22 protein-coding genes and 18 tRNA genes are annotated in these 25,912 nt (G+C 39.8%); 38 read left to right on the top strand and 2 right to left on the bottom strand.

Annotation, left to right across the window (positions count from 1 at the left end; genetic code table 11):
- The first annotated feature begins 80 nt into the window (after positions 1-80).
- From lolB to AVFI_RS03885, 23 genes are all read left to right on the top strand, one after another.
- On the top strand, positions 81-707 hold the full coding sequence (gene lolB, locus AVFI_RS03995) for a lipoprotein insertase outer membrane protein LolB (protein ID WP_233650317.1): 627 nt from the start codon (positions 81-83) through the stop codon (positions 705-707).
- Positions 704-1,570: a 4-(cytidine 5'-diphospho)-2-C-methyl-D-erythritol kinase gene (gene ispE / locus AVFI_RS03990; protein WP_011261467.1), complete on the top strand. Its 867-nt coding sequence runs from the start codon at positions 704-706 to the stop codon at positions 1,568-1,570. The genes lolB and ispE overlap by 4 nt, the downstream gene beginning before the upstream one ends.
- A gap of 38 nt (positions 1,571-1,608) precedes the next feature.
- A complete protein-coding gene (locus tag AVFI_RS03985; RefSeq protein ID WP_054776196.1) occupies positions 1,609-2,556 on the top strand; it encodes a ribose-phosphate pyrophosphokinase in 948 nt (315 codons plus the stop codon).
- A 181-nt stretch (positions 2,557-2,737) separates the two neighbouring features.
- The gene (pth, locus tag AVFI_RS03980; RefSeq protein WP_005418195.1) at positions 2,738-3,328 is read left to right on the top strand and encodes an aminoacyl-tRNA hydrolase; all 591 of its coding nucleotides are present in this window, start codon (positions 2,738-2,740) and stop codon (positions 3,326-3,328) included.
- 19 nt (positions 3,329-3,347) lie between these two features.
- On the top strand, positions 3,348-4,439 hold the full coding sequence (gene ychF / locus AVFI_RS03975) for a redox-regulated ATPase YchF (protein WP_005418193.1): 1,092 nt from the start codon (positions 3,348-3,350) through the stop codon (positions 4,437-4,439).
- 307 nt (positions 4,440-4,746) lie between these two features.
- Positions 4,747-4,823, top strand: a tRNA-Met gene (locus AVFI_RS03970).
- Between the two features lie 78 nt (positions 4,824-4,901).
- A tRNA-Leu gene (locus AVFI_RS03965) sits at positions 4,902-4,986 on the top strand.
- Positions 4,987-5,011: 25 nt separating this feature from the next.
- Positions 5,012-5,086, top strand: a tRNA-Gln gene (locus tag AVFI_RS03960).
- A gap of 80 nt (positions 5,087-5,166) precedes the next feature.
- Positions 5,167-5,251 (top strand) — tRNA-Leu (locus AVFI_RS03955).
- Positions 5,252-5,276: 25 nt separating this feature from the next.
- Positions 5,277-5,351, top strand: a tRNA-Gln gene (locus AVFI_RS03950).
- Between the two features lie 80 nt (positions 5,352-5,431).
- A tRNA-Leu gene (locus AVFI_RS03945) sits at positions 5,432-5,516 on the top strand.
- Between the two features lie 25 nt (positions 5,517-5,541).
- Positions 5,542-5,616: transfer RNA gene (locus AVFI_RS03940), tRNA-Gln, on the top strand.
- 80 nt (positions 5,617-5,696) lie between these two features.
- Positions 5,697-5,781, top strand: a tRNA-Leu gene (locus tag AVFI_RS03935).
- A 10-nt stretch (positions 5,782-5,791) separates the two neighbouring features.
- Positions 5,792-5,868 (top strand) — tRNA-Met (locus AVFI_RS03930).
- A 29-nt stretch (positions 5,869-5,897) separates the two neighbouring features.
- Positions 5,898-5,972 (top strand) — tRNA-Gln (locus AVFI_RS03925).
- 80 nt (positions 5,973-6,052) lie between these two features.
- Positions 6,053-6,137, top strand: a tRNA-Leu gene (locus AVFI_RS03920).
- A 10-nt stretch (positions 6,138-6,147) separates the two neighbouring features.
- Positions 6,148-6,224 (top strand) — tRNA-Met (locus AVFI_RS03915).
- A gap of 89 nt (positions 6,225-6,313) precedes the next feature.
- A tRNA-Leu gene (locus AVFI_RS03910) sits at positions 6,314-6,398 on the top strand.
- Positions 6,399-6,423: 25 nt separating this feature from the next.
- Positions 6,424-6,498: transfer RNA gene (locus tag AVFI_RS03905), tRNA-Gln, on the top strand.
- Between the two features lie 80 nt (positions 6,499-6,578).
- A tRNA-Leu gene (locus AVFI_RS03900) sits at positions 6,579-6,663 on the top strand.
- A gap of 10 nt (positions 6,664-6,673) precedes the next feature.
- Positions 6,674-6,750: transfer RNA gene (locus AVFI_RS03895), tRNA-Met, on the top strand.
- Positions 6,751-6,838: 88 nt separating this feature from the next.
- Positions 6,839-6,923: transfer RNA gene (locus AVFI_RS03890), tRNA-Leu, on the top strand.
- A 25-nt stretch (positions 6,924-6,948) separates the two neighbouring features.
- Positions 6,949-7,023: transfer RNA gene (locus tag AVFI_RS03885), tRNA-Gln, on the top strand.
- A gap of 174 nt (positions 7,024-7,197) precedes the next feature.
- Here the strand turns inward: AVFI_RS03885 and AVFI_RS03880 are convergent.
- Complete coding sequence (locus tag AVFI_RS03880; protein ID WP_188863889.1) at positions 7,198-8,355, bottom strand: 2-octaprenyl-3-methyl-6-methoxy-1,4-benzoquinol hydroxylase; 1,158 nt, start codon at positions 8,353-8,355, stop codon at positions 7,198-7,200.
- A 214-nt stretch (positions 8,356-8,569) separates the two neighbouring features.
- Between AVFI_RS03880 and miaB the strand changes: the two genes are divergently transcribed.
- From miaB to lnt, 5 genes are all read left to right on the top strand, one after another.
- On the top strand, positions 8,570-9,994 hold the full coding sequence (gene miaB / locus AVFI_RS03875; RefSeq protein ID WP_005418189.1) for a tRNA (N6-isopentenyl adenosine(37)-C2)-methylthiotransferase MiaB: 1,425 nt from the start codon (positions 8,570-8,572) through the stop codon (positions 9,992-9,994).
- 146 nt (positions 9,995-10,140) lie between these two features.
- The gene (locus AVFI_RS03870) at positions 10,141-11,214 is read left to right on the top strand and encodes a PhoH family protein (protein ID WP_005418188.1); all 1,074 of its coding nucleotides are present in this window, start codon (positions 10,141-10,143) and stop codon (positions 11,212-11,214) included.
- A 16-nt stretch (positions 11,215-11,230) separates the two neighbouring features.
- The gene (gene ybeY, locus AVFI_RS03865; protein WP_012533592.1) at positions 11,231-11,692 is read left to right on the top strand and encodes an rRNA maturation RNase YbeY; all 462 of its coding nucleotides are present in this window, start codon (positions 11,231-11,233) and stop codon (positions 11,690-11,692) included.
- 67 nt (positions 11,693-11,759) lie between these two features.
- Positions 11,760-12,638 carry a CNNM family magnesium/cobalt transport protein CorC gene (gene corC / locus AVFI_RS03860; protein ID WP_005418183.1) on the top strand — a complete coding sequence of 293 codons (879 nt, stop codon included), beginning with the start codon at positions 11,760-11,762 and terminating at the stop codon, positions 12,636-12,638.
- 95 nt (positions 12,639-12,733) lie between these two features.
- On the top strand, positions 12,734-14,248 hold the full coding sequence (gene lnt, locus AVFI_RS03855; RefSeq protein ID WP_065597182.1) for an apolipoprotein N-acyltransferase: 1,515 nt from the start codon (positions 12,734-12,736) through the stop codon (positions 14,246-14,248).
- Between the two features lie 58 nt (positions 14,249-14,306).
- Here the strand turns inward: lnt and AVFI_RS03850 are convergent, their stop codons facing one another.
- Positions 14,307-14,789 (bottom strand): zinc ribbon-containing protein, encoded by a 483-nt coding sequence (locus tag AVFI_RS03850; RefSeq protein WP_065597183.1) that lies wholly within the window; start codon positions 14,787-14,789, stop codon positions 14,307-14,309.
- A gap of 166 nt (positions 14,790-14,955) precedes the next feature.
- Here AVFI_RS03850 and leuS point away from each other — a divergent pair, with 166 nt between their 5' ends.
- The 10 genes from leuS (at position 14,956) to ybeD (ending at position 25,875) form a co-directional block, all read left to right on the top strand.
- On the top strand, positions 14,956-17,532 hold the full coding sequence (gene leuS / locus AVFI_RS03845; RefSeq protein ID WP_054776186.1) for a leucine--tRNA ligase: 2,577 nt from the start codon (positions 14,956-14,958) through the stop codon (positions 17,530-17,532).
- 167 nt (positions 17,533-17,699) lie between these two features.
- Positions 17,700-18,317 carry an LPS-assembly lipoprotein LptE gene (locus tag AVFI_RS03840; RefSeq protein WP_054776187.1) on the top strand — a complete coding sequence of 206 codons (618 nt, stop codon included), beginning with the start codon at positions 17,700-17,702 and terminating at the stop codon, positions 18,315-18,317.
- A 2-nt stretch (positions 18,318-18,319) separates the two neighbouring features.
- Complete coding sequence (gene holA, locus AVFI_RS03835; protein ID WP_017018577.1) at positions 18,320-19,354, top strand: DNA polymerase III subunit delta; 1,035 nt, start codon at positions 18,320-18,322, stop codon at positions 19,352-19,354.
- 47 nt (positions 19,355-19,401) lie between these two features.
- Positions 19,402-19,725: a ribosome silencing factor gene (rsfS, locus tag AVFI_RS03830; protein ID WP_080562627.1), complete on the top strand. Its 324-nt coding sequence runs from the start codon at positions 19,402-19,404 to the stop codon at positions 19,723-19,725.
- 4 nt (positions 19,726-19,729) lie between these two features.
- Positions 19,730-20,200: a 23S rRNA (pseudouridine(1915)-N(3))-methyltransferase RlmH gene (gene rlmH, locus AVFI_RS03825; RefSeq protein ID WP_005418174.1), complete on the top strand. Its 471-nt coding sequence runs from the start codon at positions 19,730-19,732 to the stop codon at positions 20,198-20,200.
- 3 nt (positions 20,201-20,203) lie between these two features.
- Positions 20,204-22,084 (top strand): penicillin-binding protein 2, encoded by a 1,881-nt coding sequence (gene mrdA / locus AVFI_RS03820; RefSeq protein WP_054776188.1) that lies wholly within the window; start codon positions 20,204-20,206, stop codon positions 22,082-22,084.
- Entirely contained in the window at positions 22,084-23,205 is a 1,122-nt protein-coding gene (gene rodA, locus AVFI_RS03815) for a rod shape-determining protein RodA (RefSeq protein ID WP_005418170.1), read from the top strand. The genes mrdA and rodA overlap by 1 nt, the downstream gene beginning before the upstream one ends.
- On the top strand, positions 23,205-24,014 hold the full coding sequence (locus AVFI_RS03810) for a septal ring lytic transglycosylase RlpA family protein (RefSeq protein WP_005418166.1): 810 nt from the start codon (positions 23,205-23,207) through the stop codon (positions 24,012-24,014). The genes rodA and AVFI_RS03810 overlap by 1 nt, the downstream gene beginning before the upstream one ends.
- A 280-nt stretch (positions 24,015-24,294) precedes the next feature.
- The gene (locus AVFI_RS03805; RefSeq protein WP_005418164.1) at positions 24,295-25,470 is read left to right on the top strand and encodes a serine hydrolase; all 1,176 of its coding nucleotides are present in this window, start codon (positions 24,295-24,297) and stop codon (positions 25,468-25,470) included.
- A gap of 135 nt (positions 25,471-25,605) precedes the next feature.
- Complete coding sequence (ybeD, locus tag AVFI_RS03800) at positions 25,606-25,875, top strand: DUF493 family protein YbeD (protein ID WP_005418162.1); 270 nt, start codon at positions 25,606-25,608, stop codon at positions 25,873-25,875.
- Positions 25,876-25,912: the final 37 nt, after the last annotated feature.

Below are 25,912 nucleotides of genomic sequence, written 5' to 3'. Positions count from 1 at the left end.
AATTAGTGATATTCAAATACTATTTGGCTCCAAATTCGCCATTAATTTGCTACAATTGTTGCATTACTTCAGAATTAAAGATGAGATTATCAAGAATGTTTCCTCGCTTTGTACGTTCCCCTTTTACTATTCTCATATTCACGCTTTTTCTTAACGCCTGTTCAACGACCCCTTTAACACCTCAACAATCGACAGATTGGGATAAACATCAAGCAAAACTCGAACAGATTACGCAATATAAAGTAACAGGAAAAATTGGATATCAAGCACCGAACCAACGCCATAGTTTAAATTTCCAGTGGATTCAGAAACCAGAACAAAGTCAACTATTGCTCACTTCATTTCTTGGCCAAACGGTAATGAAACTAACAATGACAGAGCAAATGACAACAATCGAGACTGGCGATGGACAAAAATTTGAAGGTCGTGATCCTGGAAGATTAATGTATAGCTTAAGTGGCATCAGCATGCCTATAGGGTATTTACAAGATTGGATTAAAGGCTTACCAACCGCCGCAGATAATTTCCAACTCAATGAGCTTAATACTGTAGAACACTTATCAAAACAAATTGGTCAAACTAACTGGCATTTACGTTACAACAGCTATATTGAAAAAAGTAACCTACTTCTCCCTAATTCAATGAAACTCACTCAACAAGATACCACCATTAAAATCATTGCTTCAAATTGGATAATTTCTCAATGATCACCAAAACAACTCGCTGGCCATCCCCAGCCAAATTAAACCTATTTCTTTATATCAATGGCCAACAAGAAAATGGCTATCATGAGCTTCAAACTTTATTTCAATTTATTGATTTATGTGATCACCTCACCATTACTGCTAATCAATCAGGTCAAATAACCCTTGCACCAGACATTCCTGGAGTAAAAACGGAAGATAATCTGATATGGAAAGCGGCAACGCTATTACAGCAGCACAGTCAATGTGAATTCGGTGCTCATATCGAAATAGAAAAGATTTTACCTATGGGTGGAGGTATCGGTGGTGGTTCCTCTAATGCAGCGACCGTACTCGTCGCCCTTAATTTTCTATGGCAGCTCAATTTAAGTAACGATACTTTAGCAGCACTCGGAGTAAAACTAGGGGCTGATGTGCCTATTTTTGTTCATGGATTTGCCGCTTTTGCAGAAGGTATTGGTGAGAAATTGCAACCAGCCACCCCTAAAGAGTTATGGTACGTTTTAATCAAACCAGAAGTCAGTATCGCAACCGTCGATGTTTTCACTCATCCTAACTTGGTCAGAAATACACCAAAACAGCCACTTAACGCACTTTTAGAGGCAACATACGTAAACGATTGCGAAAAAATTGTCAGAAGTGTGTATCCAGAGGTTGATTACCAACTTTCATGGCTGTTAGAATATGCGCCATCGAGATTAACTGGAACAGGCGCTTGTGTTTTTGCTGAATTTAACAGCGAAAAAGAAGCACAAGATGTTTATTCTTTAATCCCTGATAATGCAACCGGATTTATCGCCCGAGGTATGAATACTTCGCCACTCAACCGAACACTGGAAGAGTATAAATCATTATGCAAAATATAAAATTCTCACAATTTGGACGCAACCCTGAGGTTTCCACCGTGCCTGACATGAAGCTATTTGCTGGTAATGCAACTCCTGAACTAGCCCAACGTATCGCTGATCGACTATATATTTCACTTGGTGACGCTACTGTAGATCGTTTTTCTGACGGCGAAGTAGCCGTTCAAATTAACGAGAATGTACGCGGTAGTGATGTTTTCATCATTCAATCGACTTGTGCTCCTACTAATGACAACATTATGGAATTAGTAGTGATGATTGATGCACTTCGTCGTGCTTCTGCTGGCCGTATTACTGCGGTAATCCCATACTTTGGTTACGCTCGTCAAGATCGTCGTGTACGTTCTGCTCGTGTACCAATCACTGCAAAAGTTATTGCTGATATGCTTTCAAACGTTGGTGTTGACCGCGTTTTAACTATCGACCTTCACGCTGAACAAATTCAAGGTTTCTTCGACGTACCTGTAGACAACATCTTCGGTACTCCTGTACTGCTTGATGACATGCGTACTCGTGGTTTAGAAAACCCTGTTGTTGTTTCTCCTGACCTAGGCGGTGTTGTTCGTGCTCGTGCAACAGCAAAAGCATTAGGTGATGTTGATATCGCTATCGTTGATAAGCGCCGTCCACGTGCTAACGTTTCTGAAGTAATGAACCTAATTGGTGATGTTGACGGTCGTGATTGTGTAATCGTTGATGACATGATCGATACTGGCGGTACATTATGTAAAGCAGCTGAAGCGCTTAAAAAGCGTGGCGCAAAACGTGTATTTGCATACGCAACTCACGCAGTATTCTCTGGTAGTGCACCACAAAACATTGCAAACTCAGTTCTTGACCAAGTTATCGTAACTGACTCAATTACTCTTTCTAAAGAAATGGCAGCAACAGGTAAAGTAACTGAACTTAGCCTTTCTCGCATGCTAGCTGAAGCGATTCGTCGTATCAGCAATGAAGAGTCTATCTCTGCAATGTTTGATCACTAATCAAACAGAAATCTATTCAAACGCCCTGCCTTTGCGGGGCGTTTTTGTATTTGGAATTCTTGTGGTAATATGGCGCGCCTTTTTAATGGTGCATACTAATATCATTAATTGTATTTAGCTCTCATACGCTCTAAACAAGTTCATTAATCATATTAGTATCCAAGATAAGAGAGATAATTCTTTGAGTAATCAGATCAAACTTCTCGTTGGACTAGCAAACCCTGGTCTTGAGTATAAAAGAACTCGCCATAATGCTGGTGCATGGGTTGTTGAAGAACTCGCTCGAGTTCATAATGTTTCTATGCGAGAAGAAGCTAAATTCTTCGGCTTAACTGGTAGGATCCAAAGTAATGGTGATGATCTTCGATTGTTGATCCCAACCACTTTTATGAATCTATCAGGTAAAGCTATCGCTGCGATGGCAAAGTTCTATCAGATCAAACCAGAAGAAATTCTTGTTGCTCATGATGAACTGGATCTCCCTCCTGGTGTTGCTAAATTTAAAAAAGGTGGTGGACACGGTGGCCATAACGGTTTACGTGACACCATTAGTAAATTAGCGAATACGAAAGAGTTTTACCGCCTTCGTATTGGCATTGGTCATCCTGGCCATAAAGATAAAGTTGCCGGTTTTGTTTTAGGTAAAGCGCCAACTAAAGAGCAAGAATTAATCGATGCTGCAGTAGATGAATCTACACGCTGCCTTGATATCCTTCTCAAAGATGGATTAAGCAAAGCACAAAATCGTTTACACACATTCAAAGCTGAATAACACAGATAAGGTTTACATCATGGGTTTTAAATGCGGAATCGTTGGTCTTCCAAACGTTGGTAAATCAACACTATTTAACGCACTAACAAAAGCAGGAATCGAAGCAGCAAACTTCCCTTTCTGTACAATTGAACCAAACACAGGTGTGGTTCCTGTTCCTGATCTACGTTTAGATGCATTAGCAAAAATCGTAAAACCAGAACGTATTCTTCCTACTACAATGGAATTCGTTGATATCGCTGGTTTAGTGGCAGGCGCATCTAAAGGTGAAGGTCTAGGTAACAAATTCCTAGCAAACATCCGTGAAACAGATGCAATTGGTCATGTTGTTCGTTGTTTTGAAAATGAAAACATCATTCACGTTGCTGGTAAGATCTCACCAATTGAAGATATTGAGATCATCAACCTTGAACTTGCTCTTGCTGATTTAGATTCGTGTGAACGTGCAATGCAACGTAATGCGAAAAAAGCAAAAGGCGGAGACAAAGACGCGAAGTTTGAAATTTCTGTACTTGAGAAACTGCTTCCAGTATTAACTGAAGGTGGTATGGCTCGTACTGTTGAGCTAACGAAAGAAGAAGCGGCAGCTATTGGTTACCTAAACTTCCTAACGTTAAAACCAACCATGTACATTGCTAACGTAAGCGAAGATGGCTTCGAAGATAACCCATTCCTAGATATGGTTCGTGAATACGCAGAAAAAGAAAACAACGTGGTTGTTCCTGTTTGTGCTGCTATTGAATCTGAGCTTTCTGAACTTGACGATGAAGATCGTGAAGAGTTCCTTGCTGATATGGGTATCGAAGAACCAGGTCTAAACCGTGTAATCCGTTCTGGTTACGAACTGCTTACTCTTCAAACTTACTTCACTGCTGGTGTTAAAGAAGTTCGTGCATGGACTATCCCTGTAGGAGCTACAGCACCACAAGCTGCTGGTAAGATCCATACTGACTTTGAAAAAGGCTTTATCCGTGCTGAAGTTATTGGTTACGACAACTTCATCGAGTTCAACGGTGAGAGTGGTGCTAAAGAAGCAGGTAAATGGCGTCTAGAAGGTAAAGAATATATCGTTAAAGATGGTGATGTTGTTCATTTCCGCTTCAACGTATAATTAAATAAGGCCAGCAAATTTGCTGGCCTTTTTATTACTTGCTAATAATTCAACCACTTAAGATTACTTTTCAACCAGTCCTCTGTTATTTTTCTTCCCCCCTTTTTATCTCTTATATACTGAGTTTTATTCATTTATGCTCATATTTGCATATAAAAAGCACGGTTTGATTAAATTCCGTTCGAACAAACAAAGAATTACTGTTTTTTTCAAAAAAGTGTTGACGCATAAGCCTTAGATACGCATAATGCGCTCCGTCCTCACCGCTAAGGCGAAAGAGAGACAAGCAAGAAATGCAATACAATTTGGCTACTTAGCTCAGCTGGTTAGAGCACATCACTCATAATGATGGGGTCACAGGTTCAAATCCCGTAGTAGCCACCATACAATTTTTAATTGATTATCCAATTGTCGATTAAAATAAAATTTCTACTTAACGTATTAACGTTAAAATAGTAGAATGCGGACGTGGCGGAATTGGTAGACGCACCAGATTTAGGTTCTGGCGCCGTAAGGTGTGAGAGTTCAAGTCTCTCCGTCCGCACCATTATTTAGATTCGTAAGAATCTCGTTGGGATATCGCCAAGCGGTAAGGCAGCGGCTTTTGATGCCGCCATTCCCTGGTTCAAATCCAGGTATCCCAGCCACTTTAAAACGTAATTGATTCATTTCGATTATAATAACGTGTTATTGGATCACCAATCTTCAATTTCACTATAAAATTTGTGCGGTCGTGGCGGAATTGGTAGACGCACCAGATTTAGGTTCTGGCGCCGCGAGGTGTGAGAGTTCAAGTCTCTCCGACCGCACCATTATTTAGATTCGTAAGAATCTCGTTGGGATATCGCCAAGCGGTAAGGCAGCGGCTTTTGATGCCGCCATTCCCTGGTTCAAATCCAGGTATCCCAGCCACTTTAAAACATAATTGATTCATTTCGATTATGACAACGTGTTATTGAATCACCAATCTTCAATTTCACTACAATATTTGTGCGGACGTGGCGGAATTGGTAGACGCACCAGATTTAGGTTCTGGCGCCGCGAGGTGTGAGAGTTCAAGTCTCTCCGTCCGCACCATTATTTAGATTCGTAAGAATCTCGTTGGGATATCGCCAAGCGGTAAGGCAGCGGCTTTTGATGCCGCCATTCCCTGGTTCAAATCCAGGTATCCCAGCCACTTTAAAACATAATTGATTCATTTCGATTATGACAACGTGTTATTGAATCACCAATCTTCAATTTCACTACAATATTTGTGCGGTCGTGGCGGAATTGGTAGACGCACCAGATTTAGGTTCTGGCGCCGCGAGGTGTGAGAGTTCAAGTCTCTCCGACCGCACCATTAATTGAATGGCTACTTAGCTCAGCTGGTTAGAGCACATCACTCATAATGATGGGGTCACAGGTTCAAATCCCGTAGTAGCCACCATTTTTTAATTGTTTAGTAAAAAAATTCGTTGGGATATCGCCAAGCGGTAAGGCAGCGGCTTTTGATGCCGCCATTCCCTGGTTCAAATCCAGGTATCCCAGCCACTTTAAAACGTAATTGATTTATTTCGATTATGACAACGTGTTATTGAATCACCAATCTTCAATTTCACTACAATATTTGTGCGGACGTGGCGGAATTGGTAGACGCACCAGATTTAGGTTCTGGCGCCGCGAGGTGTGAGAGTTCAAGTCTCTCCGTCCGCACCATTAATTGAATGGCTACTTAGCTCAGCTGGTTAGAGCACATCACTCATAATGATGGGGTCACAGGTTCAAATCCCGTAGTAGCCACCATTCTTTCTCTTGCTCATTAATTTGAGAATAAGTAAGAAAGGAAAAAGTGTTGTTAGATCACCAATCTCTAATTTCACTATAAAATTTGTGCGGTCGTGGCGGAATTGGTAGACGCACCAGATTTAGGTTCTGGCGCCGCGAGGTGTGAGAGTTCAAGTCTCTCCGACCGCACCATTATTTAGATTCGTAAGAATCTCGTTGGGATATCGCCAAGCGGTAAGGCAGCGGCTTTTGATGCCGCCATTCCCTGGTTCAAATCCAGGTATCCCAGCCATTTTAAAACGTAATTGATTTATTTCGATTATGACAACGTGTTATTGAATCACCAATCTTCAATTTCACTACAATATTTGTGCGGACGTGGCGGAATTGGTAGACGCACCAGATTTAGGTTCTGGCGCCGCGAGGTGTGAGAGTTCAAGTCTCTCCGTCCGCACCATTAATTGAATGGCTACTTAGCTCAGCTGGTTAGAGCACATCACTCATAATGATGGGGTCACAGGTTCAAATCCCGTAGTAGCCACCATTCTTCTCTTCCTCATTAACTTGAGAGTAAGTAAGAAAGGAAAAAGTGTTATTAGATCACCAATCTCTAATTTCACTATAAAATTTGTGCGGTCGTGGCGGAATTGGTAGACGCACCAGATTTAGGTTCTGGCGCCGCGAGGTGTGAGAGTTCAAGTCTCTCCGACCGCACCATTATTTAGGTTCGTAAGAATCTCGTTGGGATATCGCCAAGCGGTAAGGCAGCGGCTTTTGATGCCGCCATTCCCTGGTTCAAATCCAGGTATCCCAGCCACTTTTAAAAAGCTCATCATTAATTTGATGGGCTTTTTTTTCGTCTGTAAGATCCTATTTTCATCCGCTCATGCCAATCAGGATAATTAGTTAATCAGATACAAAAAAGGTGACCAATTAATGATCACCTTTCGTTTTTTGTCCCTTGTCCCTTGTCCCTTGTCCCTAATATTTTCTATAACCCTAATGCATATTTCAATGCTTGGATCTTTAATGGACCTGCTGATTCTGCAGCTCTTAATCCAATATTACGTAATAATTTAACCGGAGGCAGTGTATTGCTAAATAAGGTATAAAAAACATCCATACTGGTTTGCATTAGTAAATTATCTGTTCGTCTTCTGTTTTCATATCTTACTGGCGCTTTATCACTCTCTACGCCATTTTTTTCGACTTCTTCTAAAAAGACATTCACATCTTTAAAACCTAAATTAACACCCTGCCCTGCTAGCGGATTAATGGTATGTGCCGCATCACCAAGTAACACACACCGATGGTTTACATATTGTTGAGCATGCCTGCGTGTAAGAGGAAAAGAACCAAAGCGTTCAACTTTAAAACCACCAAGTTCTGCAGGAAAGTGTCGCTTGATTTGTTCTTCTAATTGAGTATTACTCATTGCAGTTAATTGCTTAATACGAGTAGGTGAGTCATACCAAACTAATGAGCCTTTATTTCCAAATAAAGGTAAGAATGATCTTGGCCCTGACGGTGTAAACCATTGCCATGTAATGTCTTGCTGTTCTTGCTCGGTTTCAATATTAATCAACATACAATGTTGACGATAATCCCAAGCAGTTATTCCTATTTTTGCTTGTTGACGAACATAAGAGTTAGCGCCATCAGCTCCAATCACCCATTTTGCTTTTAATACGGAATTATCACTTAGAGTTAACTCATTGTATTCTTGATGAAAAGTGATTGTATTAATGTTTATTGGAGTGAGTACATTTAGGTTACTGTAATGAGAAAATTCATTCCAAAGACCTAATTGGATTAATCGGTTTTCAACAATAAAGCCAAGTTGTTCCAGATTAAGAGCATCTGAATGAAAACGCGTCCTACACTCAGGATGTTCCCACGTTTCTAATCGCTTATAAGGACATACTCTTGTCTCGCTTATAAATTTCCAAGCACCTAAAGAATCTAATAAGTCGACTGATGATTGTGAAATAGCCGAAACTCGAATATCCATAGGTTGTGCTTTGTCATAAACCGCTGGTTCTCTTGCTTCAAGCAAAACAACTGAGTGACCTAATTTAGCCAAACCAACCGCAGTTGCTGCGCCAACCATGCCACCACCGACTACGGCATAATCATATTCTTTTATCATCCATCGACCTTATTGAATCAATTATTTTCCCTTATTCTAGCCTGATTTATCAGTAATCGAAATCACTCACTGCATGTCCTTATAATTTTCATGGTCTACTACACCTAGTCACAGCGCTTGGAAAGCAGTACAATACGCGCCCTATCCGTTTTGATCGAGCTTGTCTCTCAAAACTGTACCGAATTTTAGTAATACAAAACGAGTGAAAAGTTACATGACTAAGAAACTGCTGATCAAAACCTGGGGCTGTCAGATGAACGAATACGATTCATCTAAAATGGCCGACCTTTTAGGTGCCGCAAATGGTTATGAATTAACAGAAGAACCAACAGAAGCTGACGTTCTACTATTAAATACCTGCTCTATTCGTGAAAAAGCACAAGAGAAAGTGTTTCACCAATTAGGCCGCTGGAAAAACCTAAAAGATAAAAAACCAGATCTAGTGATCGGTGTTGGTGGTTGTGTTGCAACTCAAGAAGGTGATCATATTCGCCAACGAGCTCCATATGTTGACGTTATCTTTGGTCCACAAACTTTACACCGTTTACCTGAAATGATCCGTCAATCTCAATCAAATGAAAAGCCAGTAATGGATATTTCATTCCCAGAGATCGAAAAGTTCGACAACCTTCCAGAACCAAAGGCAGAAGGTGCAACAGCATTCGTTTCTATTATGGAAGGGTGTTCTAAGTACTGTACTTACTGTGTTGTTCCATACACTCGTGGTGAAGAAGTAAGTCGTCCTCTTGATGACGTATTATTTGAAATCGCACAACTTGCAGAGCAAGGCGTACGCGAAGTAAACCTATTAGGTCAAAACGTTAACGCGTACCGTGGTCCAATGCACGATGGTGATATCTGCACATTTGCTGAATTACTACGTATGGTTGCATCTATCGATGGTATCGACCGTTTACGCTTTACAACAAGCCACCCATTAGAGTTTGGTGATGACATCATCGCTGTATACGAAGATACGCCAGAGCTAGTAAGTTTCTTACACTTACCTGTTCAAAGTGGTTCTGATCGTATTTTAACCATGATGAAGCGTCCTCACACAGCGATTGAATATAAATCAATCATTCGTAAATTACGTAAAGCTCGTCCTGATATTCAAATCAGTTCTGACTTTATTGTTGGCTTCCCTGGTGAAACGGCGAAAGACTTCCAAGATACAATGAAACTGATTAAAGATGTTGATTTCGACATGAGCTTTAGTTTCATCTTCTCTGCACGTCCAGGAACACCTGCTGCTGATTATCCATGTGATATCCCTGAACAAGAGAAGAAAGATCGCCTAGCTGAACTGCAACAGCAAGTAAACAGCCAAGCAATGCGCTACTCTCGTTTAATGCTAGACACAGAGCAACGTGTATTGGTTGAAGGCCCATCGAAGAAAAACCTGATGGAGCTTCGTGCTCGTACTGAAAACAACCGTGTTGTAAACTTTGAAGGTTCAGCGGATCTTATTGGTCAATTTGTTGATGTTAAAATCACAGATGTATTTGCAAACTCACTGCGTGGTGAACTAGTTCGTACAGAAAAAGACATGGGTTTACGTGTTGTTATGACTCCAGCAGAAATGATGGAAAAAACACGTCGTGAAGATGATCTTGGTGTAGGTACTTTTACGCCATAGTGTGATCTCTTTAATAAAATCAAAGACAAATAAAGATGATTGAGGTTACTCAGTCATCTTTTTTCTTTTATAGTCTTGAGAAAATACCTTATTTACCCAATAAATACTGTATAGATATCTTACTAGTTACTTTATGCGAGGTGACATTGAGCATTAAAACAACCAAATTAGAGTTGACCTTAGAGCCAGCAGACAATCATCGTTTATCTAGCCTTTGTGGGCCTTTTGATGACAACATCAAGCACCTTGAACGTCGTTTAGGGGTGGAGATTAACTATAGAGGCAACCTATTTACTGTGGTCGGTAAACCTCATACCGTTTCAGCTACTATTGATATTCTCAAAGATCTATACGTCGATACCGCTCCTGTAAAGAATCAATACCCTGATATTGAGCCAGAACAAATCCATTTAGCGGTAAAAGAATCCGGTGTTTTAGAACAGGCGAAAGAAGACGTTTCAACCATTCCTTATGGAAAAGAAGTCTTTATTAAAACCAAAAAAGGGTTAATAAAGCCAAGAACCGAAAACCAAGCGCAATACGTAACCAATATGGTAACTCATGATATTACCTTTGGCATTGGCCCTGCAGGTACAGGGAAAACCTACCTTGCGGTTGCTGCTGCCGTTGATGCTTTAGAACGCCAAGAAGTTCGTCGTATCCTGCTTACTCGTCCAGCTGTTGAAGCGGGTGAAAAATTAGGCTTTTTACCAGGTGATCTTAGCCAAAAGGTTGACCCGTATTTACGCCCTCTTTATGATGCGCTATTTGAAATGCTTGGCTTTGAGCGTGTTGAGAAACTTATTGAACGCAACGTCATTGAAGTAGCTCCACTTGCTTATATGCGTGGTAGAACCCTTAACGATGCCTTTATCATCCTAGATGAAAGCCAAAATACAACTGTAGAACAAATGAAAATGTTCTTAACTCGTATTGGTTTTAATTCACGTGCGGTTATTACTGGCGATGTAACTCAAATTGATTTGCCTCGTGGCGCTAAATCAGGTCTTCGTCACGCGATTGAAGTACTTTCTGAAGTAGATGAAATCAGCTTCAACTTCTTTATTGCAGATGATGTGGTTCGTCATCCTGTCGTAGCTCGAATTGTGAACGCTTATGAAAAATGGGAAGCAAAAGATCAAAAAGAGCGTAAACTAGAGGAAATACGCAGAAAGCAGGAGCGTGATGCTCGTATGGCTGAAGCAGAAAATAATCAGTAACAAAATCAGGTGAACAATGAGTATTGAACTCGATCTACAAATTGCATGTGAAAATGAAAACGGCTTACCATCAGAAAAAGATCTGATGACATGGTTAAATGCAGTTATTCCACAATTTCAACCGCAAGCCGAATTAACCATTCGTATTGTAGACGAAAAAGAAAGTCATGAATTAAATCACGAATATCGTGGTAAAGATAAGCCAACTAATGTACTTTCATTTCCGTTTGAAGCTCCTCCTGGTCTTGAACTCGATTTACTTGGCGATTTAATTATCTGTCGCCAAGTTGTTGAAGAAGAAGCTATCGAGCAAAATAAGCCATTATTAGCACATTGGGCTCATATGGTTGTACATGGTAGTCTTCATCTGCTAGGTTATGACCATATCGAAGATGATGAAGCTGAAGAGATGGAATCGCTCGAAACAGAATTAATGCAAGGTATGGGATTTGAAGACCCATATATTGCTGAGAAATAACAACGGAATAACCCGTAGTTACTAATGTGCGCTATCCACATTGATAGCATTTACTTTAAAAGAAGCCATGAACGACGAAAATTCACAGAATACAGAAGGTCCGAGTAGAAAGTCCTTCTTAGGACGCCTTTCACAACTATTTCAAGGAGAACCTAAAGATCGCCAAGAGTTGGTTGATGTATTTAGAGACTCTGAAGAAAATGAAGTTATCGACCATGACACTCGAGATATGCTTGAAGGTGTTATGGAAATAGCCGAAATGAGAGTAAGAGACATTATGTTACCTCGCTCTCAAATGGTCACGGTCGAGAAAACTCAAGACCTTGAATCACTGATAGCAACCATCATTGAAGCGTCTCACTCACGCTACCCAGTGATCAGTGAAGATAAAGACCATGTTGAAGGTATACTCCTTGCGAAGGACTTACTAAGATACTTAGGCTCTGACTGTGAAGCCTTTGAAATAGAGCAAGTTATTAGACCTGCTGTTGTAGTTCCAGAAAGCAAACGTGTTGATAAGCTTTTAAAAGAGTTTAGAGAAGAGCGTTACCACATGGCCATCGTTGTCGATGAGTTTGGTGGAGTTTCTGGTCTAGTTACCATTGAAGATATCTTAGAAGAAATCGTTGGTGACATTGAAGATGAATTTGATGACGAAGAAGAAAAAGACATTCGTCAGTTAAGCAAACACACATTCTCTGTGAAAGCATTAACTGAAATCGAAGATTTTAATGAAGCGTTCTCAACCAACTTCAGCGACGAAGAAATTGATACTGTAGGTGGTCTTGTATTAACTGGATTTGGTCATTTACCAGAAAGTGGTGAAACGATTGAAATCTCAGGATTTACATTCAAAGTTACTGCTGCAGACAACCGTCGTATTATTCAACTTCAAGTGACGATTCCTGATAAAGAATCTGAAAACAAAGATCCTGAAGAAGAATAACAAAATCAGCCACTGATATTTCAGTGGCTGAACTTTATCTAATTTATACAGACTAACTCTCTTTCGCTACTTACCATCTATTTGAGTTATAGCCGATGCCTTTACTTTCTCATTACTTTATTCGCCTTCTTGTTGCTTTACTCTCTGGCGCAAGTGCAACCCTTGCTTTTGCTCCCTACTCTTTATGGCCTTTTGCTTTTATTGCGCCTTTAATCCTTTTATTACTAATGCATAAGCAAACAACCAAAAAAGCCACTTGGTTAGGTTTTGTTTGGGGTTTAGGCTACTTTGGTGCAGGTGTGAGTTGGGTTCATGTCAGTATCGATAATTTTGGTGGTATGCCTGTTGCTGCCAGTCTATTTTTAATGATAGGGCTGATCAGCTACCTTTCGTTATATCCAATGCTATTCTCGTTTCTTTTACAACGCTTTTTTAGCAATCACAACATCACAAAGTATTTACTTGCCGCACCTGCTCTTTGGATTATCACCGATTGGCTTCGTGGTTGGGTATTTACTGGCTTTCCATGGTTATGGCTAGGTTACAGCCAAATTAATAGCCCACTGTCAGCTTGGGGACCAATATTAGGCGTTGAAGGTATTACTATAATGATCCTTCTATCTGTTGGCACTATTGCGTACAGTTTCCTTGAAAAGAAATGGTCTCTATTACTTATTCCAGCTGTAATTTTAGCGACATCTTTTGCTATAAAACCTTTTGATTGGGTTACACCTCAAGCAGATAAAGCAACTAAAGTGGCGTTAATTCAAGGGAATATCAATCAAGCAATTAAATGGCTACCGAGCGAGCGTTGGCCAACGATCATGAAGTACATGGATTTAACACGTAAAAATTGGGATGCCGATGTCATTGTATGGCCAGAAGCCGCTATTCCAGCATTAGAAGTAGAGATCCCTAGCTTTCTTCGCAACTTAGATAGTGCTGCATCAATGAATAACAGCACAGTTATCACCGGGATTGTAGGTCAAAGCCCTACCGGTAATTTCTACAATAACATTATTTCATTAGGTGTTAACGGCACTAATGGATACGATTACGGACAGCAACCAAGATACAGCAAACACCATTTACTTCCATTTGGTGAATTCGTCCCTTTTGAAAATTTATTACGCCCAATTGCACCAATATTTAATCTACCTATGTCATCATTTAGCCGAGGTAATTATATTCAACCAAATATGGAAGCTAGCGGCACTCATTTAGCCCCTGCATTGTGCTACGAAATCGTTTATGGGGAACAAGTGAGAGAAAATATCACACCACAAACCGATTATATTTTAACCCTGTCTAATGATGCATGGTTTGGTACTTCTATTGGTCCATTACAACACATGGAAATGGCTCAAATGCGAGCGTTAGAGATAGGGAAACCAGTAATTCGTTCAACTAACAACGGGGTTACAGCAATTACTGACCATAAAGGGCATATAACAAAACAAATCCCACAGTTCACTACTGCAGTATTACGTGGAGAGGTTATTCCTACTACAGGGACTACCCCTTACCGCTACTGGGGTTCGATTCCTTTATACTTATTAGTCGGTCTATTTCTGCTTGTTGCTTGGCGTAAACGAAAAGACAATATGTAACATCTTACGGTCTGTATCTCTTTTTGATATACAGACCTTTAACCAATAGCCTTTTAAACTAAGGTTTTAAAGAAACTCTTGTAAATTCTTCATGTTGACAGTGAGTACACGACTCTATGATTTGAGCGTGGTTAAATTGCTCACGATGCCCGCACTTTTCACACACTAGAATACCTAAACCAATAACCTCTCCTGCCTGATATACCCCTTGATGCTCCAAATCATCAAAGACCTCCTTCCATTCAACTTGCGTTCTATCGGTTATCTCCAATAAGCCATGCCAAATTGAATCCGCAATTAATCGGTAGAAAGGCGAATCAGGGAATGTGCTTTTACTCTCTTCATAACTTTGAGCAAATTCTTTAATATCACGTTTAACGTAAGTGGAAATGAGAGCAAGCTCATCTTTAGTCATATCAGAAGCGGCATCCACCACTTCCTCTGAAGATTTAGCCCAATGTTCAAATTCTTCAGGACTTCTTTCTAATACATTCATTACCCGCTCAAAGACGGCGTTATAACCTGTTTTTTGCTTAGACATAAGTCACCTCCAAGATTTCACTAGATTTATATAGCGAAGAGTGAGTTAAAGGTTATCAGGTCGCTTGAGTATAAGCGCTCCATTAGTTATTCTATGCCGATCAAGTATTATCTGATCAAACCGATCTCACATTTTTTGTGATCCACTGACATAACTGGGTAAATCGATGCAAGAACAATATAATCCACAGGATCTTGAACAAAAGATCCAAAAACATTGGGACGACAACAAAACGTTTGTTGTAACTGAAGACGCAAATAAAGAAAAATTCTACTGTCTCTCAATGTTCCCATACCCAAGTGGTCGTCTACACATGGGTCACGTTCGTAACTACACTATCGGTGATGTAGTTTCTCGTTACCAACGTCTACAAGGTAAAAACGTAATGCAACCTATTGGTTGGGATGCGTTTGGTCTTCCTGCTGAAAATGCGGCTGTTAAAAATAAAACAGCTCCAGCACCTTGGACTTATGAAAATATCGAGTACATGAAGAACCAACTTAAGCTATTAGGCTTTGGTTACGATTGGAATCGTGAATTTGCAACATGTACACCTGAGTACTACCGTTGGGAACAAGAGTTCTTCACAAAACTGTACAACAAAGGTCTAGTTTACAAGAAAACCTCTTCTGTAAACTGGTGTCCTAATGACCAAACGGTTCTGGCTAACGAACAAGTTGAAGACGGTTGTTGTTGGCGTTGTGACACCCCTGTTGAACAAAAGAAAATTCCACAGTGGTTCATTAAAATTACTGAATACGCACAAGAGCTTCTTGATGATCTAGATAACCTTGATGGTTGGCCTGAAATGGTTAAAACCATGCAACGTAACTGGATTGGCCGTTCTGAAGGCGTTGAGCTTTCATTTGCTGTAAACGGCGAAGAAGCACCTTTAGAAGTATATACTACACGTCCTGATACGCTAATGGGCGTAACTTACGTTGGTATTGCTGCTGGTCACCCTCTTGCAGAAAAAGCATCTCAAAATAACCCTGAGTTAGCCGCTTTTGTTGAAGAATGCCGTAACACTAAAGTTGCTGAAGCTGAATTAGCAACAATGGAAAAGAAAGGCATGGACACTGGTCTACGTGCTATTCACCCATTAAATGGTCGTGAAGTACCAGTATTTGTTGCTAACTTCGTATTAATGGATTACGGCACAGGTGCGGTAATGGCGGTTCCTGCTCACGATCAACGTGACTTTGAATTTGCAACTAAATACGGCCTAGATATTATCCCTGTAATCAAGCCAGAAGATGGTTCTGATTTAGATGTATCTGAAGCGGCTTACACAGAAAAAGGCGTTCTATTCGATTCTGGTGAATTCGATGGCCTTGCTTTCCAAGAAGCATTCGATGCTATCGCAGCGAAACTTGAAGCGGAAGGCAAAGGTAAGAAAACAGTAAACTTCCGTCTACGTGACTGGGGTGTATCTCGTCAACGTTACTGGGGCGCTCCAATCCCAATGGTAACCACTGAAGATGGTGAAGTTCACCCAGTACCTGCTGACCAATTACCAGTAATTCTTCCTGAAGACGTGGTAATGGATGGCGTTACTAGTCCAATTAAAGCAGACAAAGAGTGGGCTAAAACGACATTTAACGGCGAACCGGCTCTACGTGAAACAGATACGTTCGATACCTTTATGGAATCATCTTGGTACTACGCTCGCTACTGTTCACCACAAGCAGACGATATCCTAGATCCAGAAAAAGCAAACTACTGGTTACCAGTAGACCAATACATTGGTGGTATCGAGCACGCTTGTATGCACCTATTGTATTCTCGCTTCTTCCATAAGCTTCTACGTGATGCGGGTTATGTTACTTCTGACGAACCATTCAAACAGCTTTTATGTCAAGGTATGGTACTTGCCGATGCATTCTACTACACCAACGACAAAGGCGGTAAAGAGTGGGTTGCTCCTACGGATGTAACTATCGAGCGTGATGCTAAAGGTCGTATCGAGAAAGCCGTTGATGACCAAGGTCGTGAAGTTGAACACTCAGGCATGATCAAAATGTCTAAGTCTAAAAACAACGGTATCGATCCACAAGAAATGGTAGACAAATACGGTGCTGATACCGTTCGTCTATTCATGATGTTTGCTTCACCAGCAGACATGACACTTGAATGGCAAGAGTCTGGCGTTGAAGGTGCAAACCGTTTCCTTAAACGTGTATGGAAACTGGTTCACGAGCACACAAACAAAGGCACAACTGAAGCGCTAGATACATCATCACTAACAGGTGGTCAAAAAGCACTTCGTCGTGACGTTCACAAAACAATCGCAAAAGTAAGTGATGATATTGGCCGTCGTCAAACATTCAATACAGCAATCGCTGCTATTATGGAATTGATGAACAAGCTAAACAAAGCACCTCAAGAATCAGCACAAGATCGTGCTCTTCTTGATGAAGCACTAAAAGCGGTTGTTGCTATGCTTTACCCAATGACACCACACGCAAGTTTTGCAATGTGGGAAGCACTAGGTGAATCAGATTTAGATTCTGCAACATGGCCAACATTCGATGAGAATGCACTAGTTGAAGATGAAAAAACAATCGTAGTAATGATCAACGGTAAACTTCGTGCAAAACTTGTTGTTGCAGCTGATGCAACAGAAGAACACGTACGTGAACTTGGTCTAAAAGACGAAAACGCAATGAAGTTCTTAGATGGCTTAACAATTCGTAAAGTTATCTACGTACCTGGTAAGTTATTAAACATCGTAGCGAACTAAGAAACGATAAAAAAAGTAATTTGAACCATTTTTCTTATTACTTTTCTACTAAAGCATAAGCGGATATCCGCTTGTGCTTATTTAACCATTTTGTCTTATGCAATCCATAAGAGTGCCGATAAAATGGTTAAATAAGCATTTTTATCACCACTTGAGGGAGTTACTCGGTGAAACGACTTTTATCTCTATTTTCTCTTCGAACGTTAATTGTTCTGACTCTTTCATTAATAACTTCAGCCTGTGGATTTCACCTACGTGGTGATTATTTATTACCAGATGAAGTTCATGAAATATCATTAACGAGTTTTGACCAATACAGCGCATTAACTCGTGATGTTCAAAAGCAACTTCGCATGAATGGTATCCGTCAGGTGGCACCAACAACAGTAACGCCAAGCTTAGATTTAATCAGTGAAAGCCTAAATGAGCGTACGTTATCACTTTATCAAAACAGTCGTGCAGCTGAAAAAGAACTTACTTACAATGTTCGCTATAGCGTTTTAATTCCGGGCCATGATTTAAAAATATATACAACAACGGTAAACCGTAATTATCTTGATAACCCACTAACAGCCTTAGCAAAATCGGTCGAACGAGATATGATTGAAGGTGAGATGCGAACTCAAGCTGCTGAACAAATCTTACGTCAAATGGCGCGTTTAAAAGCAGATGATACGCCAGTTGTGACAACTGATGTAATTACGCACAATGATGAAACTGAAAGTAAAGTGACAACGAAAGAAGTCATAAAATCAATGAGTTCTACAGCTGAAACGACTCAATAATCATGCGTGTATTTCCAGAACAACTAGCTCAAAACTTAGAACGTGGGCTACGTCAATGCTATTTACTGTTTGGTAATGAGCCTCTGTTAAAACAAGAAAGCCTTGATGCAATTCGCCAAGCGGCATTTGCACAAGGTTTTGAAGAAAAGCACCAATTTACACTGGATAAGCAGTTAGATTGGAATAACGTTTTTGATTGTACTCAAGCGTTAAGTCTTTTTTCATCTAGACAAATAATAGAGCTAACCATTCCTGATACAGGAATGACAACCGCACATACAAGTAAGCTAAAAGAACTAGTACCAACACTGCATGACGATATAATTTTATTGTTACAAGGTCCAAGAGTTAATAAAGCTCAAGAAAGCACTCAATGGTTTAAGGCGTTAACGCAATTAGGTTTATTTATTCCATGTAATACACCTGACAATCAGCAGTTACCTCGTTTTATCCAACAACGTTGTAAAAAATTAAAGCTAAAACCTGATGCAGAAGCGATTCAAATGCTTGCCCAATGGCACGAAGGCAATTTATTAGCGCTTGCTCAAAGCCTAGATAAATTAGCCCTTTTATATCCTGATGGCTTACTAACATTAATTCGAATAGAAGAAGCCTTAAATAGAAACAATCATTTTACGCCATTTCAATTAGTCGATACGTTATTATCAGGCCAAGCCAAACGTGCGCAACGAATTCTTCGTCAACTTGAAAGTGAAGGAACAGAAGTCATCATTCTTTTACGTACACTACAAAAAGAATTGCTGTTATTACAGACATTCCAATATTCACTATCTCAAGGCGAAGCGATGTTCACTGTTTTTGATCGATATAAAGTATGGCAAAACCGTCGGGCATTATACCAAGCCGCTCTACAGCGCTTATCAATAACTCAAATAAAACAATTAATTCGCTTACTTGCACAGATCGAAATAGCAACAAAAACAGACTATGACAGTGATTGCTGGCCACAACTTAGCCAACTAACGCTGGATATGTGCAATATTCACATTTCGGTGACATCGAACGTCTCTCATTAAGCGGCGTTCACTGATATACTTCATTATAAATAACCCATTTCTAGGTGATGACTTTGCAAGATAAAGAACTCCATGATTTTCTATTCAACAACGTTGATGATATGAAAGCTGAAAACATAACAACTCTTGATGTTCGTGGTAAATCAAGCATTACCGATTTTATGATCGTATGTACAGGAACATCTAAACGTCATGTAAGCTCTATTGCATCAAATGTATCAGACAAAGCAAAAGAAGCTGGCCTAATGCCTTATGGGATTGATGGTGAAGCAGAAGGCGAATGGGTTGTTGTCGATATGGGAAATGTTATGGTTCATATCCTACAAGAAGAACACCGTGAGTTATACCAACTAGAAAAACTGTGGAGCTAACTCCATGAAAATTCAGTTAATCGCTGTTGGAACCAAAATGCCTAAATGGGTTGAAGAAGGCTACAAAGAATACAGCCGACGCTTCCCTAAAGATATGCCTCTTGAGCTCGTAGAAATCACAGCAGGAAAACGTGGTAAAAATGCCGACATAGCTCGAATCCTTCAAAAAGAAGGCGAAGCAATGCTTGCTGCTGTTCCTAAAGGCAACCGTATCGTAACGCTTGATATTCCTGGAAAACGCTGGGATACAGAACAATTAGCAGAACAACTGGAAGCTTGGAAATTAGACGCTCGTGATGTCTCTATTTTAATAGGTGGCCCTGAAGGTTTGGCTCCTGCATGTAAGGCAGCAGCCGATCAAAGCTGGTCTTTATCACCACTAACCCTTCCTCATCCTCTGGTTCGAGTTGTCATGGCTGAAAGCCTATATCGAGCATGGAGTATTACGGCAAATCATCCTTACCATAGAGAATAAGAGTTGATTAAGCGCAAACGCACACAGATCCGTGACTATCACGCTGAAACGAGATTATTTGCATCACGTGCAATTATCTCGTTTTCAGGGATCATTGTACTTATTGGTCTGCTTTTGACTAACTTGTACAACATTCAAATCAATGAATTTCAAGATTATAAAACACGCTCAAATGATAACCGTATTAAGATAGTCCCTATCGCACCAAACCGAGGATTAATCTTTGATAGAAACGGAAATCCATTAGCGGAAAACCGCCCTGTTTTTAATTTAGAAGTCACCCCTGACAAAGTGTCAGATCTTTCTCTTTTGTTTACAGAATTACAAACTATCCTGCCAATAACACAAGATAATATTGATGACTTTCAAAAAGAACGTCGCCGAACTCGTCGCTTTAAATCCGTTCCTCTTCTTACCCAATTAACACAAGAGCAAGTTGCAATATTTTCTGTTAATCAGCATAAATTCCAAGGTGTTGAGATAAAAGCTTACTTAAAACGTTTTTATCCTTATGGGAAAACCCTCACGCATGTTCTTGGTTATGTAGCTAAAATTAACGATCGTGATTTAGCTCGTCTAGCACGAGAAGAAAAAGACGCAAATTATCAAGCAACTCGTGATATTGGTAAATTAGGTATTGAGCGCTTTTATGAAGATATTCTTCATGGAACTGCAGGCTATCAAGAAGTTGAAGTAAATAGTCGTGGTCGTGTTATTCGTACTCTGAAGTACGTACCACCAATCCCAGGTAAAGATATCGTTTTAAACCTAGATATCAAACTTCAAAAATTTGTTGAAAAACAACTGGATGGACGCAGAGGTTCTGCCATTGTACTTGACCCTAAAACCAGTGCAGTTTTAGCTATGGTTTCAAGCCCAAGCTATGATCCAAACTTATTTGTACATGGTATTTCAAGTAAAAATTACAGCGCTCTATTAAATGATCCTGATCGTCCATTAGTTAACAGAAGTACATTAGGTATCTATCCGCCAGCATCAACCGTAAAACCATTTATTGCTGTTGCAGCATTAAAAGAGAAAATTGTTACGACAGAAACAACCCGTGATGACCCGGGTTATTGGCGCATACCGAACTCTAAAACTAAACCATTTAGAGACTGGAAGCGTTGGGGTCACGGTACAGTTAACTTAAAACAATCTATTGAAGAGTCTGTTGATACCTTCTTCTATCAAATTGCCTATGATATGGGCATTGATAGATTATCAAGTTGGATGATGAAATTTGGTTTTGGTGATTATACAGGTATTGATATTCGTGAAGAAAGTAAAGCGAATATGCCTACTCGAGAATGGAAAGTTGCTCGTTTCCGTACCCCATGGTACCAAGGGGATACTATCCCTGTAGGTATTGGTCAAGGCTACTGGACAGCAACGCCAATGCAGCTTGCAAAAGCAACGGCTGTATTAACCAATCATGGTAAAGTTCAAGCACCACATTTATTAAAAGGCATTATTGAAAATAATAAAGAAGTGCCTTATGAACCAGAGCCTTACCCACCAATTGAAGGGGTAAAAGACAGTTACTGGCAATTAGCTATTGATGGCATGATTCTAGTAAATAATGGACGTAAAGGTACAGCAAGACGAGCTTTTGCTGGCACACCTTATGTAAGTGCTGGTAAATCAGGTACATCGCAAGTATTCGGTCTAAAAGAAGATGAAGAATATAATGCAGATGAAATTGCAGAACACTTACGTGACCACGCTTTATTTACCGGTTTTGCACCAGCAAAAGATCCAAAAGTTATTATTTCTCTCGTATTAGAGAATGGTGGTGGTGGCTCTAGCCAAGGTGGTCCAATAGCTCGTCACGTCTTCGATTATGTATTACTACCGAAAACGGAAGAGGCCGCTAAGAAGTAATGAGAGTTGATATTGCATCAGGAAAGAATCGCGACTTTTTTCATCGAATTCATTTAGATTTACCACTATTGCTAGGCATTTTATTATTGATGGCATGTGCCTTAGTTATTATGTATAGCGCCAGTGGTCAAAGCTTATTGATGATGGATAAGCAAGCAATGAGAATGTTGCTTTCTTTGGGAGTCATGTTCTTTCTTGCGCAAATATCACCAAGAGCCTACGAAGCCGCTGCTCCCTATGTTTTCACTATAGGAATTTTCCTATTATTAGGGGTTCTCCTTTTTGGAGAGGCATCAAAAGGGGCTCAACGGTGGTTGAATTTCGGCTTTGTTCGATTTCAACCATCAGAACTTATCAAATTAGCCGTGCCATTAATGGTGGCTCGTTATATTGGTAATAAACCATTACCACCAACGGTTAGAACTCTCTTTTTCGCTCTGTTAATGGTCTTTGTTCCAACCATCATGATTGCCAAACAACCAGATCTAGGGACCTCAATACTGATTGCAGCATCGGGTATTTTCGTTATTTTTCTAGCCGGTATCAGTTGGAAAATTATCACAGCAGCAGCCGTTGCCGTTGGCGCTTTTATCCCTATTTTATGGTTTTTCTTGATGCGACCTTATCAAAAAGTTCGTGTTCAAACATTATTTAACCCCGAATCCGATCCACTTGGTGCTGGTTATCATATTATTCAATCCAAAATAGCGATTGGTTCTGGTGGCCTATTAGGAAAAGGATGGTTACACGGGACTCAGTCTCAACTCGAATTCATACCTGAACGACATACCGATTTCATTTTTGCCGTGATTGCAGAAGAATGGGGACTTATTGGTGTTATTGCTTTATTAACGCTCTATCTATTTATCATTGGTCGCGGCTTATTTTTGGCAAGTCAAGCACAGACGGCTTTTGGGCGCATGATGGGAGGAAGTGTTGTACTAAGCTTCTTTGTTTATATTTTTGTAAACATCGGCATGGTCAGTGGTATTCTTCCTGTTGTAGGCGTTCCTCTTCCCTTAGTTAGTTATGGTGGTACTTCCATGGTTACCCTAATGGCAGGTTTTGGTATTCTAATGTCAATTCACACTCATAGAAAAGTTCACTCAAAGGCAAATTAATGCGCGTTATTTTACTTGCAGTTTCTCTTATATTAGCGGGTTGTGCTTCTGAACCACCTCAAAAAACAACTGATGAACCTAATGCTGGTCGTTATCAAATAGATAATGATATTGCACCTGATATGCCAATTTCAGTTGAACATATCGAAGATGCTCACCCTCGCTATGAACCAAAAAGTTTATATGGTAATAAAGATTACACCTTATTAGGCAAAGATTACCCGATAGTGAAAGAACCCAAAGGGTTTACTCAAGAAGGGATAAGTTCTTGGTATGGTAAAAAATTTCATGGCCATAAAACATCAAATGGCGAAGTGTATGATATGTATTCAATGAGTGCTGCTCATAAAACACTTCCGCTCCCAAGTTATGTAAAAGTAACCAACAAAGACAATGGAAAAACAGCCATTGTTCGAGTCAATGACCGTGGACCATTTCATGAAGGTCGAATTATAGACCTAAGTTTTGCAGCGGCCGCCAAACTTGATGTACTTAAAACCGGTACAGCAAATGTTAAAATCGAATATATTTCTGTAGCTAAACCGACTAACCCACAAGAATGGCACGCAATAGATCCTAATCAATATCATATTCAAATGGTCGCCGTTAAAAATGAACAAAGTGCGGATAAAATAGCAAAGAAACTAGAAGCTCAATTTAATGCTCCAACAAACATTATAAAATCAGGCAATGTTTACCGTGTTCGTTTAGGGCCTTTTATTGATAGAGACAGAGCAGATAAAACATTGAACGAAGCAAAAAATGGACAATATACTTCAGCGTTTATCATCCAAGAATTGAAGAAATAATGATTTCAAAGATGACAATATCAACAGAAATGTCAATCTTTAGTAAATATTGTAAGTAAATATCTAGCATCTCTTATTGATGTAAATATTAATGAACTAATGCGGAATCTTATTGTCTTTAGATAACAACAAGATAGGGATGTCTCATAAAAAGAGCAGATGAATTTTTATTATCTTTCTTTTCATATAAAATCAGTTATTTAATTACACATCTGGTTATGATATTCAAATCTGCTATTATGTACGCAGTTTCACTACCTCACAGTGCAAAGTTATTATTATGAAAAATTCAGCGAAACAGTTAAAACGACTTATCTTATCGAGCTTTATTTTAGGCTCAACCGTTGCTGTAGCAGCACCTGCGGTTATTCCAAATGCACCGCAAATCGCAGCTAAAGGCTACGTATTAATGGACTATCATTCAGGCAAAGTATTGGCTGAAAAAGATATGAACGTTCGTATGAACCCTGCAAGCTTAACTAAAATGATGACAAGTTATGTTATCGGTCAAGAAATTGAAAGTGGCAACATTTCAATGGATGACGATGTAGTTATCAGCAAAAATGCTTGGGCTAAAAACTTCCCTGGTTCATCAAAAATGTTCATCGAAGTGGGCAGTACTGTAAAAGTTCGTGAACTTAATAAAGGTATTATCATTCAATCAGGTAACGATGCTTGTGTTGCTATGGCTGAACACGTAGCTGGCTCTGAAGATGCATTTGTTGACCTAATGAACGCGTGGGCAAAAACATTAAATCTGAAAAACACACATTTTGCTAACGTTCATGGTCTTGACCGTGATGACCTATACTCAACGCCTTACGATATGGCATTAATTGGTCAAGCTTTAATCCGTGATGTGCCTGAAGAATATCGCGTATATTCTGAAAAATCATTTACTTACAATGGTATCACTCAATACAACCGAAATGGTCTATTGTGGGATAAAAGCATGAACGTTGATGGCATTAAAACAGGCCATACAAACGGTGCTGGTTTTAACCTAGTAAGTTCAGCAACTGAAGGCAAAATGCGTTTAGTTGCCGTTGTTATGGGAACTAAATCTGGTAATGCGCGTAAAGCTGAAAGTAAAAAGTTACTGAATTACGGTTTCCGTTTCTTTGAAACTGTTTCTCCACATAAAGCTAATGAAACATTCGTAACTGAAAAAGTATGGATGGGTAGCACTGACGAAGTTGCTTTAGGTGTTGCAGAAGACACGTATGTTACTTTACCACGTGGCCAAGCTAAGAAAATGACAGCAAGCTTTGTATTAGAAAAAACGCTTGAAGCGCCTATCTACAAAGGTGATGTTGTCGGTAAACTTTACTACCAAATCGATGGTGAAGACATTGCTGAATACCCACTACTAGCTCTAAATGATGTTGAAGAAGGTGGCATCTTTAGCCGTCTTATCGATTACATTGTTCTAATGTTTAAAGGTTGGTTAAGCTAATATTCAGCTAAACTTAAAACACATAAAAGGCAGCTTCGGTTGCCTTTTTTAATTTACTGGATTAACACTTGTTATCTGACCTAGGTCACAGTAATATTCTCAACATATATTATCCATTCTCGATTGGAGACGGTTATGCAAGAGCAACCAAAGCTAAAAGATCTTCTAGAATTCCCATGTAAATTTACTTACAAAGCCGTTGGCCTTGCTCATGAAGAGCTTCCTGAGCTTGTTCTTGAAGTAATCCAACGTCATGCTCCTGGCGATTACACACCTGCAGTAAAGCCAAGTGGCAAAGGTAACTACCACTCAGTATCAGTAAGCATTACAGCGACCTCTATTGAGCAAGTAGAAACGCTTTATAAAGAACTAGCAGAAATCGAAATCGTTCGTATGGTTCTGTAATAAAATGATAGGCAATATTAGCTGATAATATTGCCTA

This window comes from Aliivibrio fischeri ATCC 7744 = JCM 18803 = DSM 507, assembly GCF_023983475.1.
Lineage (GTDB): Bacteria > Pseudomonadota > Gammaproteobacteria > Enterobacterales > Vibrionaceae > Aliivibrio > Aliivibrio fischeri.
This window is presented reverse-complemented; position numbering and strand designations above follow the sequence as displayed.